The following is a 15,900-nucleotide window of genomic DNA, read 5'->3' as shown; positions in this document are numbered from 1 at the left end:
ATTCGTCACGCGGCGCGCGCGCCGGAAGGCAGGCCGTATGGTCATGAACCTGCAAGTCCGCGATTTGTTGTATTTCGCGAAGGTGGCCGAACTGGGGCACCTCGGCCGCGCCGCCGAGGCGCTGCACGTCACGCAGCCCGCGCTCTCGAAATGCATCGACCGGCTCGAGGAAACCTACGGCGCCGCGCTGTTCGAGCGCAGCGGCCGCGGCATCCGTCTGACCGACGCGGGGCGACTGTTGCAGGAGCGCGTGCGTCTCGTCGAACGCACGCTCGACGAGACGCAGCGCGAGATCGCCACGCTGGGCGCGGGCTTGTCCGGGCTCGTGAAGGTGGGTGCGGCGGCCACCATCGCCGAATTCATCATGCCGACGGCCTGCCGCGTGCTGCACGAGGAAGCGCCCGCCGTGGTGGTGGAATTGCAGATCGGCATGAACGACGTCCTCCAGGACGCCTTGCGCAAACGGCTGCTCGACGTGGTGATCGGCCCGCTCGGTAGTCACGACGAGGCGCTCGTGCAGATTCCGATCCTCGCGGACGACGTAGTGGTCGCGGCCAGCGCCTCGCATCCGCTCGCGGGCAAACGGGCGACGCTGGAGGCGATGGCGGCGTGCGGCTGGGTACTCCCCGCGCAGTCGGTCGCGACGCGTCAGTGGCTGGAGGGCGTGTTCGCCGCGCACGGTCTGCCTGCGCCACGCGCCGCGGTGATGACGAGTTCGATCGCGGCCGTGCCGCGCCTGATCGCCGAAACCGGGCTTCTGAGCTTTATTTCGCGGCGCAACCTGGAGGCCGGACGCTTCACGCCTGCGTTGGTCGAGCTACCCAATCCGGTCACGACGATGACGCGCGAGTTCGGCGTCGTGCATCGCAACGACGGATATCTTTCGCCCGCCGCGCGGCGGTTGATTGAAATCGTCCGTGCGCAGCATGAGGCGGACGCCGCGAAAGGTGAAGCGCGCCGGCGGTCCTCACCGAAGAACAACGGCTGACGCGCGCGGTCGCGACGATCGTCAACGCGGGCTACTGGGTGGGTGTCGCGGAACTCACGTCTACAGTCGTGTTAGTTGCAGTGGCACTGGGTACGGGAGCACTGGAAGGGTCCTGGCTTTGGTGCGTCGCTGTTCCCGGGCTCACTGCATGTTGAATGGCCGGCGTGGCAACGTACGGCACGAAAGCGGCAACGGCCACCATGATCACGAAGGCAAACATGAGTTTCACCTGTCGGTCGGATTGAGGGGCCTCCCTGGCGTGATCAAGTGTCGTTATTTTGCTCCATGTTTTCCGCAGTCATCCACACCCACGATGCCTCACGCATGGCATTGATTCGATCGCCATTTTGAATGTAGAGCATCGCGTGGAGAGTCGTGAGAAAAACTTGATTTGACGAGATTTGTTCGATAAATGTTTTTAGAGATTCTTATTTGTCGGATTAAAGGACTTTTTTCATCATTCGAAAGCGACTGCTTTAATCGCCGTTGAATCGGGTCAAGACTCAGTCGCGAATGAGCGAATCGCATCTCCTTCCATCCGGTAGCGAATCCATTCGTCCTGGGGTTGCGCGCCAATCGATTGATAGAAGCCGATGGCCGGTTCGTTCCAGTCGAGCACGCTCCACTCGAAGCGCCCGCAACCGGTTTCCACCGCAATGCCCGCGAGATGCTGCAACAGCCGCTTGCCCGCCCCCACGCCGCGCGCATCCGGCGAAACATAGAGGTCTTCCAGATACAACCCGGGTTTTGCAAGCCACGTTGAATACGAAAAGAAGTAAACGGCGAAACCCACAGCCACGCCGTCGCGCTCGCAAATCAATGCCTTTGCGGGCGAATGCGCGCCGAATAGCGACGAGGCGATTGTCTCGACCGTGGCGGCGACCTGATCCTCGGCCTTCTCGTAGACCGCAAGTTCTGTGATGAAGTGCAGGATGAGCGCCGCGTCGTCAGCGATGGCGGGGCGAATATGTAGTGTCATGACTCTGAATCTGTCCTGTGATGAAGCCGTGGCCGGGCGACCATGGTAGGCGAAACGGAAACTGCATATACTGCATTTTCTTCACCACAAGCTGCATACCATGCATCAAGAGCTGCGCCGACTCGACCTCAACCTGCTGCTCGTGTTCGACGCGATGGTGCGGCACCGCTCGGTCGCCTCGGCTGCCGACGAACTGGCAATCAGCGCATCGGCGTTGAGTCACGCGCTGGCGCGACTGCGCGACGCGCTAGGCGACGAACTGTTCGTGCGGGTTGGCAACGAGATGCGCCCGACCGCCGCCGCTGAACGCATGATGCGTCCGATCGGCGATGCGCTCGGCCTGCTGCATGAAGGTCTCGCACCCGCCAGCCGGTTCGATGCCGCCGAGAGCGACCGGACCTTCGTGTTCGCCGCCACCGACTACACCGCGTTCGCGATCCTGCCCGTGTTTATCGCGAGGATGCAGAAAGTCGCGCCGAAACTGCGCTTCAAGGTCGTGCACTCGCGCGGTCGCGAATCGGCCGACGAACTCGCATCGGGGCGCATCGACTTCTCGCTGGGCTATGAAGAGGACAATGTGCCGTTGCCGCCCGGTGTTCAGGGTGCGGACTGGTTTTCCGACGAATACGTGGTGATCGCGAGCCGCCAGCATCCGTCGATCCGGCGCAAATTGAGCCTCGCCCAGTATCTTGCCGCCCGACACGTGGTGGTCACGCCGTGGGACGACACACGTGGATTGGTCGATCTGGTGCTCGATCGTCTGGGCGTCGCGCGCGAAGTCGCGGTCCAGTTGCCGACGGTGCTCGTCGCGCCGTTCATCATCGCGCACTCCGAACTGCTGATGACCGTGCCGCGCCAGGCCGCGCTAACCTTGCAGAACGCCGCGCCGGTCGCGCTGTTCCCCATGCCGTTTGAAATGCCGCGCTACACGCTGAAGATCTATCAACACACGCGGCGTGCGAGCACACCGGCGCATCGGTGGATCCTCGGGCAACTGCTCGCCACCGTGCCGGATCTCAAGGAGCGGGCGCGAGGCACGGCATAATAGGCCGATGCAAGTCCAAGACCTCGAACGCCTCGTCACCGTCACCATGCCCTTCGGTAAATACAAGGGTCGGCTCATCGCCGACCTGCCCGGGCATTACCTCAACTGGTTCGCCCGCGAAGGGTTTCCGCAAGGCGAGATCGGCCGACTGCTCGCGCTGATGCAGGAGATGGACCATAACGGCCTGAAGGGCTTGCTCGACCCGCTGCGCAAACGCGGCTAACGCCCGACAGGCGCCATCGGCCACGCGCGCCGTTTGTACCAAGGCGGCTCTGGCGACGGGCCGATGATGGTAAACTTCAACAAAGAGGGCGGTTACGTCGATCAGGCCCTCGGTTTCGTCCCCACAGCCCTCACCCGCATCTTCGCGTTCCGCCAGTTGGCGATAGCGCGCCGCCCAACGGCGGCTGGCGCGGGCGAGATCGTTGATGAAGTGAGCGTGAAGCGAGCATCTACCGCTGCGCTCGCGGGCTTGCGTGACGACTCCGGGACGCGAGAGCCTTCTCCACGCCAGGCTCGCCTCACATTCTGATCAGAAGGGATGACCGCGCTGCGAACAGCGCCGCCATCCGCATGCCGCCTCCGCCTGTTTCAACACCGCCACGATTGCGTGGTGACCGCATCCCAGTACTCATGTTACGTCTAAGCGAAGTCAAACTCCCCCTCGATCACCCCGAAAGTGATCTCGAAGCCGCGATCCGCGCGCGCCTCGCGGATCTCGGCGTGGCGGAAGACGGGCTCCTCCGTTACACGGTGTTCCGCCGCGCGCACGACGCGCGCAAGCGCTCGGACATCAAGCTGACGTATATCGTCGATGTCGACGTCAAGGACGAAGCGGCCGCGCTCAAGCGGCTCGCGGACACGCCGCATTGCAGCGTGACGCCGGACATGACCTACCGCTTTGTCGCGAAGGCCCCGGAACACTCCACTGCCCTGCGCCCGGTCGTGATCGGCATGGGACCGTGCGGTCTGTTCGCCGGCCTGATCCTCGCGCAGATGGGCTTTCGCCCGATCATCCTGGAGCGCGGCAAGGCCGTGCGCGAGCGCACCAAGGACACCTTCGGCCTGTGGCGCAAGAGCGTCCTCAATCCCGAGTCGAACGTGCAGTTTGGCGAAGGCGGGGCCGGCACGTTCTCCGACGGCAAGCTGTACAGCCAGATCAAGGACCCGCACCACTACGGCCGCAAAGTGCTGGACGAGTTCGTCAAGGCCGGCGCGCCGGACGACATTCTCTATCTGAGCCGGCCGCACATCGGCACCTTCCGCCTCGTCAGCATGGTGGAAAAGATGCGCGCCAACATCGAGGAACTGGGCGGCGAAATCCGCTTTGAAACCCGCGTCGACGATATCGAAATCGATCAGGGCAAGGTGCGCGCGCTCAAGCTCTCGAACGGCGAAACGCTGCGCTGCGACCACGTGGTGCTGGCCGTCGGCCACAGCGCGCGCGACACCTTCCAGATGCTCAACGATCGCGGCGTCTATATCGAATCCAAGCCGTTCTCGCTGGGCTTCCGTATCGAACATCCGCAGGGCCTGATCGATCGCGCGCGTTTCGGCAAGTTCGCGGGCCACAAGGAACTCGGCGCGGCCGATTACAAGGTGGTCCATCACTGCAGCAATGGCCGCGCGGTCTACAGCTTCTGCATGTGCCCGGGCGGTACGGTGGTCGCGGCGACCTCGGAGCCGGGCCGCGTGGTCACCAACGGCATGAGCCAGTATTCGCGCGCCGAGCGCAACGCGAACGCGGGCATCGTCGTCGGCATCACGCCGGAAGACTATCCCGGCGGTCCGATGGCCGGTATCGCGTTCCAGCGCAAATGGGAAGAGCGCGCGTTCGAACTCGGCGGCGGCGACTATCACGCGCCGGGCCAACTGGTCGGCGACTTCATCGCCGGCCGTCCGTCGACGTCGCTCGGCTCCGTGGTGCCGTCGTACAAGCCGGGCGTGCGCCCGACCGACCTGAGCACCGCGCTGCCCGACTACGTGATCGATGCCATCCGCGAAGCGCTGCCGCAGATCGACCGGAAGATTTCCGGCTTCGCGATGCACGACGCCGTGCTGACCGGCGTGGAAACGCGCACGTCGTCGCCCATCCGGGTTCGACGTAAGGACGACTACCAGAGCATGAACGTCGAAGGCTTGTATCCCGCTGGCGAAGGCGCGGGCTACGCAGGCGGTATCTACTCCGCGGCCATCGATGGCATCGAGGTTGCGCAGGCGGTGGCGCTCAACCTGACGTCCGCTCACGCGTCCTGATCCAGACGGCGACGGCGTAACGCTCCCGGCCTGGCGACTCAGAGCCGGATGCAAAAAAACAGCCCGATTGGCGCAAGCCAATCGGGCTGTTTCGTTCAGTTCTGCCTCTCTCACGCCAACCCGCAAGGGTTGGCGTTTTTGCGTGAGGTACGACCGGTCTTAGAACTGGTTCATCGTGTTGTCTTTACCCGCCGCCTTCAGCGCTGCTTCGCCGCTGAAATACTCCTTGTGGTCGTCGCCGATATCCGAGCCGGACATGTTCTGGTGCTTGACGCACGCGATGCCCTGACGGATTTCCTTGCGCTGCACGCCGGCCACATAACCGAGCATGCCCTGGTCGCCGAAGTATTCCTTGGCGAGGTTGTCGGTCGACAGTGCCGCCGTGTGGTACGTCGGCAGCGTGATCAGGTGGTGGAAGATGCCGGCTTCACGCGCCGCATCGGCCTGGAACGTGCGGATCTTCTCGTCGGCGGCGATCGCCAGTTCGGTCTGATCGTATTCCGCGCTCATCAGCTGATTGCGATCGTAGGACGACACGTCCTTGCCTGCCGCCACCATCGCGTCGTACGCCTGTTGACGGAAGTTCAGCGTCCAGTTGAACGACGGGCTGTTGTTGTACACCAGCTTGGCGTTCGGGATGACCTTGCGGATCTCGTTGACCATGCCGGCGATCTGGGCGATATGCGGCTTTTCGGTTTCGATCCACAGCAGGTCGGCGCCGTTTTGCAGCGACGTGATGCAGTCCAGCACGCAGCGTGCTTCGCCCGTACCGGCGCGGAACTGGAACAGGTTGCTCGGCAGGCGCTTCGGACGCAACAGCTTGCCGTCGCGCTTGATGACCACATCGCCATTGCCCAGTGCATCGGCCGAGATTTCGTCGCAGTCGAGGAACGAGTTGTACTGGTCGCCCAGGTCGCCCGGCGTATGGGTCACGGCGATCTGCTTGGTCAGGCCTGCGCCCAGCGAGTCGGTACGGCAGACGATGATGCCGTCGTCCACGCCCAGTTCGAGGAAGGCGTAGCGGATCGCGCGCACCTTGGCGAGGAAGTCCTCGTGCGGCACCGTGACCTTGCCGTCCTGGTGGCCGCACTGCTTCTCGTCGGACACCTGGTTTTCGATCTGGATACAGCAGGCGCCCGCTTCGATGAACTGCTTGGCCAGCAGGTAGGTCGCCTCGGCGTTGCCGAAACCGGCGTCGATGTCGGCGATGATCGGCACCACGTGGGTCACGTGGTTGTCGATCTTTTCCTGAATGGCGGCCTTGGCGGCGCCCTCGGCGGCGTCCAGCTGACGGAACAGGCCGCCCAGTTCACGGGCGTCGGCCTGGCGCAGGAAGGTGTACAGCTCGCGGATCAGCGCGCTGACCGAGGTCTTTTCGTGCATCGACTGGTCCGGCAGCGGGCCGAACTCGGAGCGCAGCGCAGCGACCATCCAGCCCGAGAGGTACAGGTAACGGCGTTCGGTGCTGTTGAAGTGCTTCTTGATGGAGATCATCTTCTGCTGACCGATGAAGCCGTGCCAGCAGCCGAGCGACTGGGTGTACTTCGACGGATCGGCATCGTAGGCGGCCATGTCGGCGCGCATGATCTTCGCGGTGTACTTCGCGATGTCGAGACCCGTCTTGAACTTGTTCTGGGCGCGCATGCGTGCAGCCGATTCCGGATTGATGGCATTCCACGCGCTGCCTTGTTTCTCCTTCAAACCAGCAACTGCCTTGATGTCGTCCTGATATTGGGCCATGTCGATCTCCTAAGGGCAAAGCGCATTAAGTAGAGGATTTTGCGTCCCGCTGCGTCTGACGAAGCGAACTGCATGACTCAATAGTAGCGCCGCTTCATCCAAGTCTTATATAAGACATAAGACTATATTTTCCGTTATTTTTCAATGAGATAGATAACGAATTTCGCGACATGAAACACCCTTTCAAAGGACGGAAAGTTTTAATCGCAGAAATTTTCCGCGAATTCCGCAATGTGAAATGTGGTTTCGAAGGCCGAAGAGCAGGCTCGCACGGCCACCGGGAAACTCCGCTCTTCAACTTGCCGATTTCCGGTCGTTATCGCGACTACACGCGAGATTCGCACACGCCCAGGAGCCTTTGATGAATGTTTGCAACTTGCTGAGCACCGTGGTGCTCTGGACCGCAGCGCTGGCCACAGCGTCGCCGGCATTCGCGGAAAACTCGGCGGCCTTGTCCGCGGACGACGGCACGACCGTGTTCGCATCGGCGAAATTGACCACGCTGCAGGATATCGACGGCCGCGCGACGCTCGGCGCATCGGCGGCTTCGGTGGGACAGGACGTGCTGCGCGCCGCAAGCGGCAACGTGGGCGTGAATATCGCCGCCGGGGCGCTCAACGCCCAGGCCAATCAGATCGCCCTGGTCAGCACACCTCAGGCGGAAATCGTCACGCAGCAAAACGTGCATGCCACCGCGCGCATAAGCGGCATGAGCGGCAGCGGCGTCGCCGAACTCGGCGCGGGGGCGCTTGCGGCCGTGAGCGGCAACGTCGGCATCAATATCGCGTCTGGCGTGGGCAATGCGCAGGTCAATGCGTTAGCGGTGCATTAAGCGCCGGTCATGGCGGCTCATTCATTCCCCGAGGGAATCGAAGCATAAAAAAACAACAATAGTGTCTATCGGTCGCGACGCCGATACTCCGGTCCATTCCGCGCCTTTTCCGGCGCGGAACCTGACCAGAACAGACCGGAGACGCCACCTCATGAAAACCGCTTCGCGCATCCTGCTCGCCGCCGCGCTCGCGCTGACGCTGCCCGCCTTCCACACGGCCCGTGCGGCCGACACCCTGCCGCCCGCCCTGCCCACCGTCGACGACCCGCGCCTGATCGCCGTGGCGACCTCGCCGCATATCTGGAACGGCGTGGCCGTGGCACCCGACGGGCGCATTTTCGTGTCGCTCACGCAATCCGAAGGGCCGGGCATGTCGCTCGCCGAACTGCGCAACGGCGAATTGCAGCCCTTCCCCGATGCACAGTGGAACCACTGGCAAACCGGCGCCGATCCCGCGAAGCATTTCCTGCACGTGAACGCCGTGCGCATCGGCCCGGACGGCGCGCTGTGGGCGGTCGACGCGGGCAATACCGGCATCGGCACGGGCGCGCATGCGGTGCCGGGTGCGGGCAAGCTGGTGCGCATCGACCTGTCGACCAACCAGGTCGATCGCGTCTACCAGTTCGATCAGGCGACGCAAAAGGACAACAGCTATTTCGACGATGTGCGCTTTCACGGCGACCTCGCCTATCTGACCGATCCGGGCGCGGTCGGCCTCGTGGTGCTGAATCTGAAGGACGGCACCTCGCGCCGCCTGCTGGACGGCCACGATCTGTCGATCGACCACGGGCCGATCCACGCCGACGGACGCGAACTGTTCCTCGCCAACGGCAACACCAAGCGCGTCGGGCTGGATCAACTGGAAGTGTCGCCCGACGGCAGTTACCTGTACTACCAGGCGATTCCGGGGCCGATGGCGCGTATCGAAACGCGCTACCTCGATCAGCCCGATCTGAGCGCCGATACCGTGGCCGCGCACGCCGAGCGCTGGATCGACACGTGGAGCACGGGCGGCACCGCCATCGACGCGGCGGGCAATATCTACGCGTCCGACGTGAACACGCGCAGCGTCAAGCGCATCGCGCCCGACGGCAAGGTAACGACGCTGATCGCCGATCCGCGCCTCGTCTGGGTGGACGCGATGTGGGTGGAGGACGGCTATCTGTGGATGCCCGCCGCGCAGATCAACCGCACGCCCGCAACGACGGGCGGCCAGGCCTCGACCGTGCAGTATCCGGTGCATCTGTACAAGATGAAGATCGGCATGGCGCCCTCGCCGATCGACCATCGCTGATCGGCGCGGCTCGCACGGAAAAGGCAGCGCCCAAAAAACAAACAGCCCGCTCCGGTCAAACCGGAGCGGGCTGTTTCGCGTAACAGACGCGTTTCAGACCGGACTTATTCCTTGTCGGTCTTCAGCAGCGGCACGCCCGAGTTATCGCCGCCGGAGAGCAGACCGGCTTGCGAGTAGACGCGCAGCTTGTCGCGCGTGTCGGTGATGTCGAGGTTGCGCATCGTCAGCTGGCCGATACGGTCGCGCGGCGAGAACGTCGAAGCGACCTTCTCCATCGACAGGCGTTCCGGCTGGTACGTCAGGTTCGGCGACTTCGTGCTCAGCAGCGAGTAGTCGTTGCCGCGGCGCAGTTCGATCGTCACTTCGCCCGTGATCGCGCGTGCGACCCAGCGTTGCGCCGATTCGCGCAGCATGATGGCTTGCGGGTCGAACCAGCGGCCTTGATACAGCAGACGGCCCAGCTTGCGGCCGTTTTCGCGGTATTGCTCGATGGTGTCTTCGTTGTGGATGCCCGTGACGAGACGCTCGTAAGCGATGTACAGCAGTGCCAGGCCCGGGGCTTCGTAGATACCGCGCGACTTCGCTTCGATGATGCGGTTTTCGATCTGGTCGCTCATGCCCAGACCGTGACGGCCACCGATACGGTTCGCTTCGAGCAGCAGTTCGACAGCGTTCGGGAAAGTCTTGCCGTTCAGGGCGACCGGCTGGCCTTCCTCGAAGCGGATCGTCACTTCTTCGCGGTCGACCTTGACGTCGTCGCGCCAGAACGCCACGCCCATGATCGGGTTGACGATCTTGATGCCCGATTCCAGGCTTTCCAGATCCTTGGCTTCGTGCGTCGCGCCGAGCAGGTTCGAGTCCGTCGAGTAGGCCTTTTCAGCCGACATCTTGTACGCGAAGCCTTGCTGGTTCATGAACTCCGACATTTCCGAACGGCCGCCGAGTTCGTCGATGAACGTCTGGTCGAGCCACGGCTTGTAGATCTTCAGATCCGGATTGACGAGCAGACCGTAGCGGTAGAAACGCTCGATGTCGTTGCCCTTGTAGGTCGAACCGTCGCCCCAGATGTTCACGCCGTCGTCCTTCATCGCGGCGACGAGCATCGTGCCGGTCACGGCGCGGCCCAGCGGCGTCGTGTTGAAGTAGGTGACGCCAGCGGTCGAAACGTGGAACGCGCCGCTTTGCAGCGCAGCGATGCCTTCGGCGACGAGCTGCGCGCGGCAGTCGATCAGGCGTGCGCCTTCTGCGCCGTATTCGGTCGCGCGGCGCGGGATCGCGTCGTAATCTTCTTCGTCGGGCTGGCCGAGGTTCGCGGTGTAGGCGTAGGGCACGGCGCCCTTCTTGCGCATCCAGACCAGCGCGGCGCTGGTGTCAAGGCCGCCGGAAAACGCGATGCCGACTTTCTGGCCGGTCGGAAGAGATTCGAGAATCGTGCTCATGATTGTTCATCCAGTCTATGCATTGACCCGACGCCGCGATGCCGCGACGGGTTTGAAAAGAGGCGGGGCCGCGCAGGGCATACAGTTTAGCCGATCGCGCCCGGCTCACCGACACCCGCTGCGCTGCGGGTCCGGCGGCGGCGTCGATATCGCCCTCGATGCGTCCCCATCGGACATTGCGAGCCACGGCAGGCGGCGAAAAAAGGCCGGCATCAGCGTGGCGATCCGTCGAGGAACAGGAGATTTTAAGGCCTTTCTGATTTTTCCCGAACCATTTCAGCGGTTTTTGGGCAAATCGAGCGGGTCAGAGGGCGTTTTGAGCGCCTGGCGCGGCAAAAAAATGGATGAGAAGGAACCGATCCAGGAGGATTCGAGAAAGGGCGCGATCGGTGAACAAAAAAAAACGGCCGAGGCTAGACGCATCGGCCGGTGAATTCCAACTGCTCGACGGCTAGCCAGCGCTCAGCCGGCCGTCGGTCGACGCTGCTTCAACGCTTATTCAACCCGCTTATTCAACAGTTTCCCGCAAGCCGACGGTTTCACGCTCCTGGCGCTTGCGAGCCTGCGCGGGCTTTGCGGACTTTGCCGACGCTGCCACACGCGCCGTAACCGGCGTCACCTTGGCGGTCGCCGCCGCGCGGCCACCCCGCACGAATCGGCGTCCTTGCGGGCCATAAACCGCATCGGGTTCCGGGAAGATCGACAGCAGCACCAGATAAATCAAACCGCCCACCAGGAAGGACACCGGCACGCTCAGATCGCAACCTCCCGCGAGGTTACCCAGCGGCCCAACAAACTGGCCCGGCAGATTCACGAACGACAGACCGAGGAAAGCCGCCGGCAGCCACGCACCCATCGCGCGCAGGTTCCAGCCGTGCGTGAACCAGTAGTGACCGCCACGACCGCCGCGGTTGAACACCTGAAGGTCGTCGCCCAGATAAAAGCCGCGGCGCTGCATATAGCCGATCACCATGATCGCCATCCACGGGCAGCTGAACGTGCAGATCAGCGTCGAGAACGTCGACACGCTCTCCACGAGGTTGAACGCGAAGCGGCCGATGAAGATGAAGGCGATCGCCAGCGTACCGATCAGCAACGTGGCGCGCACGCGGTTCAGGTACTTGGGGAACATGCTCGACATATCGAGGCCCGTGCCGTACAGCGCGGTCGTGCCCGTCGACATCCCGCCGATGATCGCGATCAGGCACATCGGCAACAGGAACCAGCGCGGCGACACCGCGAGCAGGCCGCCCACATAGTCGTTCGACTGGATGAAGCTCGGCGCGTGGGTGGCGATGATGGTCGCGGTAGCCAGGCCGAAGAAGAACGGCACGAAGGTCGCGATCTGTGCGGCGTACACGGCGCCCATGACGCGATAGCGCGGCGTCGTCTGCGGAATGTAGCGCGCCCAGTCGCCCAGCGTCGAAGCGAACGACACCGGGTTGCTCAGCGCCACCAGCACCGCGCCGATAAAGGCGGCCCAGAAGCCCGCGCTGCCTTGCTGCAGCGTGCCCGCGTAGTTGATGTCGAAGGTACTGGCAAACGCGAACGCACCGAGAATGAACATCAGGCTCGCGGCCCACACGGCGATCTTGTTGACCCACAGCATGAAGCGGAAGCCATAGATGCACACGACCAGCACGAGCACGGCGAACACCATATAGGCCACGCCGAGCGTCCAGCCGTTCTGCGGCAGGCCCACCATGTTGTGCGCGCCGCCCACGAGCGCGTCACCCGAACTCCACACGGCCAGCGAGAAGAAGGCGACGGAGGTCAGAATCGCGAGGAACGAACCGACGATCCGGCCATGAATGCCGAAGTGCGCGCCCGACGAAACCGGGTCGCTGGTGCCGTTGCGCGGACCGAACGAACTCATCGGCGCGAGGATGAAGGTGCCGGCGAGCACGCCGATCACGATCGACCACAGGCTCGCCTTGAACGACAGGCCGACGAGCACCGGAAAGGCGCCCAGCACCGAAGTGGAAAACGTATTGCAACCGCCGAACAGCAGGCGGAAAAGGTCGATGGGTCGCGCATAGCGCGACACGTCGGGAATGCGCTCGAAACCGAATGTCTCGACTTGCGTGATGCTGGTGTTGTCTGCCATGTTGTCTCACTCCTTGGGGCTTCGGCTCGGCTAGCGGCGTTGCCTTTATCCCGTCGCGCGGTGAAATCCGCGCACTATCCTCATCTCTGGCGGTCACTCTAAAGCACTCGAATGCGCGCCATATTGCGTATTTCAAACGTTCACTTCACGCACGGCCAATGTTTCGCCGCCCTCTTCTTTTTGTTGTGTGCGCATCCAGATCGATGCATGCCGATCAGGGCGTCACGCACACGCGCGCTCGTCCTCCATGTCGTACGCGCCATACACGTTGAGCAGGTCTTCGCAGAAGGCCTGCACGATGGGTCGATCTGCAGCGCCGCGCTTGACGGCCAGATGCAGCGGCACATCGAAACCGAAGGCGCTACGCCCGAGCACGCGAATCAAGCCACGCTGTTCGAACGGTTGCGCATGGTGTTCGGGCAAATAGCCGATATGGCTGCCGGAGAGAATCAGCACCGTGGCCGCGTCGATGCTGTCCGCGATCGCGGTCACCTGGCGCTCGCCGATGCTTGCCAGTTCCTCGGGCACGGGATAACTGCGCCAGATCCAGTCGTGCACGCGCAGCTCGTCGAGCGTCACGTCCGGCCCTTCGTGAAAGAGCGGATGACCGCGCCCACAGCAGATCACCTGGCGCTCGCTGAATAGCTCGGTGTAGCTGAGCCCCGCCACGCGATGCCAGAAATAACCAATCGCGAGATCGAGCTGCTGGTTCACGAGGCTTTCCTCAAGCTCTTGCGGCGGCGCCACGCGCATGGCGAAACGCACCGCCTGATCGCGCTTGCGAAAGGCGCCGATCGCTTCCGCCAGCCGCACGTTTTCCACATGCGAAGCCTGGCCGATCAAACCGATGGAGAGCGTGCCGACGAGCTTGCGGTCGATGTCGCGCACCTGGGCGACGAACTGCGACGTCGCCGAAATCAGCGCACGCGCCGAACTGACGAAACGCTCGCCCTTCGAAGTCAGGCGAAAGCCGCCGCGCCCACGCTCGCACAGCGTGAAGCCCACGCGCGCTTCCAGCGCGGAAAGCTGCGAGCTGATGGTGGACTGGCGCACGCCGAGCGTCGCTTCGGCGGCGGTGATGCCGCGCGCGTCCACCACGGCGAGGAAGACCCGCACGAGGCGCAGGTCGAGATCGGAAGTATTGGAAAACATGCCGCTTCGAATGACTGCGGCGCAGCCGCAACGATGCTCGCATCGCCCCGGCTGCGCACGGTGCTCATATCATCACATCGGGAAACCCAGGGCCTTGATGCCCTTGATCCAGGCCCGCTTCCAGCCGCCTTCGGCGTCCGCGCCGTCGAACGCGTGGAAGGTGACCTTGGCCGCCAGCCAGCGCACCGGCTCGGGCGGGATATAGGTCGGGCTCAGCTTCGCGATATCGAGTTCACGTTCGGGGCTGTTGCGATCGAACAGCAGGTTCAGGCCCATGAAGGCGCCGAATCGGCTCGCTGCCACGCCAAAGCCCGTATAGCCCGCGACGAACACGGCCTTCTCGCCCAGATAACGCTTCGCGAACACGGAGCCGCGCGAGCAGTAATCGATCGGGCCGCCCCAGGCGTGCGAGAAACGCACATCCGCGAGCTGCGGGAAGGTGTTGTAGAACGCCTGCGCGAGCCGGTAATAGGTTTCGCGCTGCTCGTCCTGACGCGGATTCGGATCGCCGTCGAAGTGATAGCTCACCAGCCCGCCGAAGATGATGTTGTTGTTCTTCGTGAGGCGGAAATAGTTGAGCTGCGTGCGCGTGTCGTAAATGCCCTGGCGATTCTTCCAGCCGATGCGCGCGAGTTGCTCTTCGGTGAGCGGCTCGGTGGCAAGCACGTGATCGCGCACCTGCAAAACGCGGCGGTTGATGTCGGCAATGCCGACCTTCGCCGTACCGCTGCCGAACACCACGCGCGGCGCGCGCACGCTGCCCTCGGGCGTCTTCACGAAGACGGTTTCGCCTTCGTCGGTGACGGTCACGAGCGGGCTGTGTTCATAGAGCCGCACGCCCAGCGAAAGCGCCGCGCGCTTGAGACCCCAGGCAAGCTTGGCCGGATGCACGATACCGCTGCGATTACGCGACCAGAGCGCGCCTGCGAAAAGCGGCGAATCCAGCTGCTCGCGCGTGGCCTTTGCGTCGAGCAATTCGACGTTGTGGCCATATTCGGTGTGCAGATCGTAGTCCGCTTGCAGATGCTCGACGTGGTCCGGGTCCACCGCCACCGTCATCTCGCCGTTCCATTCGATATCGGCGTCGATGCTGTAGCGCTTGAGCGTTTCCTCGAAGCCATCCAGATTGCGATGGCCGAATTCTTCCAGTTGCGCGATGTCGTTCGGGAACACGCGCACTGCGTTGGGCAGGCCATGCATCACCGAAGTCGAGATGATGCCGCCCGCGCGACCCGATGCGCCGTGCGCAACGCGCCCCGCCTCGATCAGCACGACGTCGAGTTCAGGCATCTGCTCCTTGGCTTGCACGGCGGCCCAGAGGCCCGTGAAGCCGCCGCCCACGATCAGCAGATCGGCGCGGGTGTCTTGCGTGAGTTTCGGCTCGGCAGGCGGTTGCGCCGGATTGTCGAGCCAGTAAGGCGAAAGTTTCGTGCGCGAAAGCGCTTCTTCCACGCCCAAGGCAGCGGGAGGACGCGTTGATTCGCGCGTCGTTTCGCGCGTTGTTTCGCGTTTGGCGGCCGGTGCGGAGGCACCCATGCCGGCTTCGTAGAGTTGCGCGCTATCGCTCATGATGGCTTCACTGCATAAAGCGGGGGGACGGCGCCGCGCGTTTTCGCCCGAGGCGAAGAGCGCGGCTTGCGATTGAGGAATCGCTGGGGGGTTTGCTGTATTTATTGCTGCGGTTCGAGCAGGACGTAGAACTTCTTCGCGTCTGCGATCGTTTCCCAGCTGCCTGCGAAACCCTTCGGCAGCAGATAGCCCTGGCCTGCCGAGAATTCCTTGCGGCCGCCGTTCACATCGGTCAGCGCGATCTTGCCTTCGACGAGCCAGCAAGCTTCGTCGGCGCCCGTCTCAGGGAACTCGACCGAGCCAACCTTACCTTCCCAGAAGCCGACGACGTAATTGCCGCTCGCGCCTTCGGCTGCGCGCCAATCGCCTTCGTCCATGCCGTATTCCAGCTTGGTGTACTCGCCCAGACCTGCGCCCAGTTCCTTGATGTCGTGAATCAGCTTGCTCATGTTGGTTCCTGTGTCTGACGTCGATGCCGACGTGTTCATTGAATCGGTGC

15 protein-coding genes are annotated in these 15,900 nt (G+C 63.3%); 8 read left to right on the top strand and 7 right to left on the bottom strand.

All coding sequences use genetic code 11. The features are described from left to right. The first annotated feature begins 43 nt into the window (after nucleotides 1-43). Nucleotides 44-988 carry a LysR family transcriptional regulator gene (locus U5782_RS30050; RefSeq protein ID WP_322047505.1) on the top strand — a complete coding sequence of 315 codons (945 nt, stop codon included), beginning with the start codon at nucleotides 44-46 and terminating at the stop codon, nucleotides 986-988. 496 nt (nucleotides 989-1,484) lie between these two features. On the opposite strand, the gene U5782_RS30045 is transcribed toward U5782_RS30050, so the two are convergent. Beyond that, nucleotides 1,485-1,967, bottom strand: coding sequence for a GNAT family N-acetyltransferase (locus U5782_RS30045; RefSeq protein ID WP_322047504.1), 483 nt, complete (start codon nucleotides 1,965-1,967; stop codon nucleotides 1,485-1,487). A gap of 100 nt (nucleotides 1,968-2,067) precedes the next feature. Between U5782_RS30045 and U5782_RS30040 the strand changes: the two genes are divergently transcribed. From U5782_RS30040 to U5782_RS30025, 4 genes are all read left to right on the top strand, one after another. Further along, the gene (locus U5782_RS30040) at nucleotides 2,068-3,012 is read left to right on the top strand and encodes a LysR family transcriptional regulator (protein WP_322047503.1); all 945 of its coding nucleotides are present in this window, start codon (nucleotides 2,068-2,070) and stop codon (nucleotides 3,010-3,012) included. Nucleotides 3,013-3,019: 7 nt separating this feature from the next. Further along, nucleotides 3,020-3,235 carry a DUF3820 family protein gene (locus tag U5782_RS30035; protein WP_322047502.1) on the top strand — a complete coding sequence of 72 codons (216 nt, stop codon included), beginning with the start codon at nucleotides 3,020-3,022 and terminating at the stop codon, nucleotides 3,233-3,235. A gap of 63 nt (nucleotides 3,236-3,298) precedes the next feature. Continuing rightward, nucleotides 3,299-3,544, top strand: a complete 246-nt coding sequence (locus U5782_RS30030; RefSeq protein WP_322047501.1) for a hypothetical protein — start codon at nucleotides 3,299-3,301, stop codon at nucleotides 3,542-3,544. A 101-nt stretch (nucleotides 3,545-3,645) separates the two neighbouring features. Next, nucleotides 3,646-5,268, top strand: coding sequence for an NAD(P)/FAD-dependent oxidoreductase (locus tag U5782_RS30025; protein WP_322047500.1), 1,623 nt, complete (start codon nucleotides 3,646-3,648; stop codon nucleotides 5,266-5,268). 159 nt (nucleotides 5,269-5,427) lie between these two features. Here the strand turns inward: U5782_RS30025 and U5782_RS30020 are convergent, their stop codons facing one another. Next, the gene (locus tag U5782_RS30020; protein ID WP_322047499.1) at nucleotides 5,428-7,008 is read right to left on the bottom strand and encodes an isocitrate lyase; all 1,581 of its coding nucleotides are present in this window, start codon (nucleotides 7,006-7,008) and stop codon (nucleotides 5,428-5,430) included. A gap of 361 nt (nucleotides 7,009-7,369) precedes the next feature. Here U5782_RS30020 and U5782_RS30015 point away from each other — a divergent pair, with 361 nt between their 5' ends. Together U5782_RS30015 and U5782_RS30010 are read left to right on the top strand one after the other, a co-directional pair. Next, nucleotides 7,370-7,840 carry a hypothetical protein gene (locus U5782_RS30015; protein WP_322047498.1) on the top strand — a complete coding sequence of 157 codons (471 nt, stop codon included), beginning with the start codon at nucleotides 7,370-7,372 and terminating at the stop codon, nucleotides 7,838-7,840. Between the two features lie 151 nt (nucleotides 7,841-7,991). Continuing rightward, nucleotides 7,992-9,134, top strand: coding sequence for an SMP-30/gluconolactonase/LRE family protein (locus U5782_RS30010; RefSeq protein WP_322047497.1), 1,143 nt, complete (start codon nucleotides 7,992-7,994; stop codon nucleotides 9,132-9,134). A 104-nt stretch (nucleotides 9,135-9,238) separates the two neighbouring features. Here the strand turns inward: U5782_RS30010 and argG are convergent, their stop codons facing one another. Continuing rightward, nucleotides 9,239-10,573 (bottom strand): argininosuccinate synthase, encoded by a 1,335-nt coding sequence (gene argG / locus U5782_RS30005; protein ID WP_322047496.1) that lies wholly within the window; start codon nucleotides 10,571-10,573, stop codon nucleotides 9,239-9,241. Between argG and U5782_RS30000 the strand changes: the two genes are divergently transcribed. Continuing rightward, nucleotides 10,572-11,006, top strand: a complete 435-nt coding sequence (locus U5782_RS30000; protein ID WP_322047495.1) for a hypothetical protein — start codon at nucleotides 10,572-10,574, stop codon at nucleotides 11,004-11,006. The two genes, argG and U5782_RS30000, sit on opposite strands and share 2 nt — an antisense overlap. Nucleotides 11,007-11,081: 75 nt before the next feature. Here the strand turns inward: U5782_RS30000 and U5782_RS29995 are convergent, their stop codons facing one another. From U5782_RS29995 to U5782_RS29980, 4 genes are all read right to left on the bottom strand, one after another. Continuing rightward, nucleotides 11,082-12,680 (bottom strand): purine-cytosine permease family protein, encoded by a 1,599-nt coding sequence (locus U5782_RS29995; RefSeq protein WP_322047494.1) that lies wholly within the window; start codon nucleotides 12,678-12,680, stop codon nucleotides 11,082-11,084. Nucleotides 12,681-12,902: 222 nt separating this feature from the next. Then, entirely contained in the window at nucleotides 12,903-13,832 is a 930-nt protein-coding gene (locus tag U5782_RS29990; protein WP_322047493.1) for a LysR family transcriptional regulator, read from the bottom strand. 72 nt (nucleotides 13,833-13,904) lie between these two features. After that, a complete protein-coding gene (locus U5782_RS29985; protein WP_322047492.1) occupies nucleotides 13,905-15,401 on the bottom strand; it encodes an FAD-dependent oxidoreductase in 1,497 nt (498 codons plus the stop codon). A gap of 101 nt (nucleotides 15,402-15,502) precedes the next feature. Then, a complete protein-coding gene (locus tag U5782_RS29980; RefSeq protein WP_322047491.1) occupies nucleotides 15,503-15,850 on the bottom strand; it encodes a cupin domain-containing protein in 348 nt (115 codons plus the stop codon). Nucleotides 15,851-15,900 lie beyond the last annotated feature (50 nt).

The organism is Paraburkholderia sp. J67, from assembly GCF_905220265.1.
Taxonomy (GTDB): Bacteria; Pseudomonadota; Gammaproteobacteria; order Burkholderiales; family Burkholderiaceae; genus Paraburkholderia.
This window is presented reverse-complemented; position numbering and strand designations above follow the sequence as displayed.

Coding starts and splice junctions, on each gene's coding strand:
- U5782_RS30050 (WP_322047505.1), top strand. CDS start 44: ATGAACCTGCAAGTCCGCGATTTGTTGTATTTCGCGAAGGTGGCCGAA.
- U5782_RS30045 (WP_322047504.1), bottom strand. CDS start 1,967: ATGACACTACATATTCGCCCCGCCATCGCTGACGACGCGGCGCTCATC.
- U5782_RS30040 (WP_322047503.1), top strand. CDS start 2,068: ATGCATCAAGAGCTGCGCCGACTCGACCTCAACCTGCTGCTCGTGTTC.
- U5782_RS30035 (WP_322047502.1), top strand. CDS start 3,020: ATGCAAGTCCAAGACCTCGAACGCCTCGTCACCGTCACCATGCCCTTC.
- U5782_RS30030 (WP_322047501.1), top strand. CDS start 3,299: ATGATGGTAAACTTCAACAAAGAGGGCGGTTACGTCGATCAGGCCCTC.
- U5782_RS30025 (WP_322047500.1), top strand. CDS start 3,646: ATGTTACGTCTAAGCGAAGTCAAACTCCCCCTCGATCACCCCGAAAGT.
- U5782_RS30020 (WP_322047499.1), bottom strand. CDS start 7,008: ATGGCCCAATATCAGGACGACATCAAGGCAGTTGCTGGTTTGAAGGAG.
- U5782_RS30015 (WP_322047498.1), top strand. CDS start 7,370: ATGAATGTTTGCAACTTGCTGAGCACCGTGGTGCTCTGGACCGCAGCG.
- U5782_RS30010 (WP_322047497.1), top strand. CDS start 7,992: ATGAAAACCGCTTCGCGCATCCTGCTCGCCGCCGCGCTCGCGCTGACG.
- U5782_RS30000 (WP_322047495.1), top strand. CDS start 10,572: ATGATTGTTCATCCAGTCTATGCATTGACCCGACGCCGCGATGCCGCG.
- argG (WP_322047496.1), bottom strand. CDS start 10,573: ATGAGCACGATTCTCGAATCTCTTCCGACCGGCCAGAAAGTCGGCATC.
- U5782_RS29995 (WP_322047494.1), bottom strand. CDS start 12,680: ATGGCAGACAACACCAGCATCACGCAAGTCGAGACATTCGGTTTCGAG.
- U5782_RS29990 (WP_322047493.1), bottom strand. CDS start 13,832: ATGTTTTCCAATACTTCCGATCTCGACCTGCGCCTCGTGCGGGTCTTC.
- U5782_RS29985 (WP_322047492.1), bottom strand. CDS start 15,401: ATGAGCGATAGCGCGCAACTCTACGAAGCCGGCATGGGTGCCTCCGCA.
- U5782_RS29980 (WP_322047491.1), bottom strand. CDS start 15,850: ATGAGCAAGCTGATTCACGACATCAAGGAACTGGGCGCAGGTCTGGGC.